Source organism: Microcystis sp. LE19-84.1B (genome assembly GCF_027531875.1).
GTDB classification, from domain to species: domain Bacteria; phylum Cyanobacteriota; class Cyanobacteriia; order Cyanobacteriales; family Microcystaceae; genus Microcystis; species Microcystis panniformis.
In genome coordinates, this window is record NZ_JAPZSR010000216.1 from 1 (window position 1) to 1,372 (window position 1,372).

Annotated in this window: 1 protein-coding gene and 2 pseudogenes; all 3 read left to right on the forward strand. The window is 37.0% G+C overall.

What is annotated here, in order from left to right; all coding sequences use genetic code 11:
- Positions 1 to 484: pseudogene (locus tag O9324_RS12600) on the forward strand (hypothetical protein); the annotation flags it as partial.
- Between the two features lie 26 nt (positions 485 to 510).
- Positions 511 to 873, forward strand: a pseudogene (locus tag O9324_RS12605) (hypothetical protein); the annotation flags it as partial.
- A 92-nt stretch (positions 874 to 965) separates the two neighbouring features.
- Positions 966 to 1,372 (forward strand): RpnC/YadD family protein (locus tag O9324_RS12610; RefSeq protein ID WP_288140367.1); only part of this gene is annotated, 407 nt, incomplete at its 3' end.

Here is a 1,372-nt window from a genome sequence, read left to right on the forward strand (position 1 = left end):
TAGCAATCCCTTTGCTATAATAGTCATGGCACACCTGAAAACAAAAGCGACTACTGGGAAGCTGCAACAGCGGGAACAGTGGAAGTGGACGTTAATCAGGGGATTATATGAAAAGGAGTTCGAGAGGGAACAGATAATTAAACTGTTTGAAATCATCGACAATATGATGACTTTATCCCCTGAATTGCAGTCAAGTTTAGAGAGTAAAATTAAACAATTTGAGGAGGAAAGAACCATGCCTTTAATGAGTAATATGGAGTTACGAGGAATCGAACGCGGTAAAGAAATTGGAGCGTTAGAAAATGCTCGTGATTTTGTGAAAAAAGTTTTGGAAAACCGACTAGGCGATATCCCTGGAGATATTGGACAATGTATCAATGATGCTTCAGTTATTTCGGTTTTAGAAGAGATGTTAAAAGCCGCACTTATAGTAAATTCTTTTGAGGAGTATAGGAAGTCTTTTAGTATCATCATAAATAAGTAGTGTGGGTAATACCTACCTTACTTAGTAAACTGTTTGAAATCATCGACAATATGATGACTTTATCCCCTGAATTGCAGTCAAGTTTAGAGAGTAAAATCAAACAATTTGAGGAGGAAATAACCATGCCTTTAGTCAGTAATATGGAGTTACGAGGAATCGAACGCGGTAAAGAAATTGGTAAGGAAATTGGTAAGGAAATTGGGGCGTTAGAAAATGCTCGTGATTTTGTCAAAACAGTTTTGCAATCTCGATTAGGTGAAGTTCCTTTAGATGTGGAACAATACCTGAATAAAGTTTCGGTACTATCTACATTACAAGAGATTGTTAAATTAGCAGCTACTGCTAATTCTCTCGAAGAATTTAAGCAGTCTTTGGCAAGAATCCAATAAGAACATCTTACCGTAGGACGATGCACTGCCCACCAATTAACTTAAAACTCTAATCCAGAAGTGGATAACAATTAAAACTATCACCCTAATTGATGAACCCAACAACCGCCAATTATGATGAACCCTGGAAAGAAGCATTAACCGAGTATTTTGAGGCGTTTTTACATTTCTTCTTTCCTGAAGTTCACCAATTAATTGATTGGACAAAAATTCCCGAATCCCTAGAAAAAGAACTGAAACGGATTACCGCTTCAGCAAAGACAAAAAAACGTTTTGCTGACAAACTCTATAAAGTCTGGTTACTCAGGGGTGAAGAAGTCTGGATTTTAATTCATATTGAAATTCAAAGCCAGTACGAAGAAAATTTCCCTCAGAGGATGTATATTTATAACTATCGTGCCTTTGATTTGTATCAGAAACCGGTTATCAGTCTCGCTATATTAGGGGATGAACGAGTAAATTGGCGACCAGATTCCTATAATTATACTATCGCTGGTTG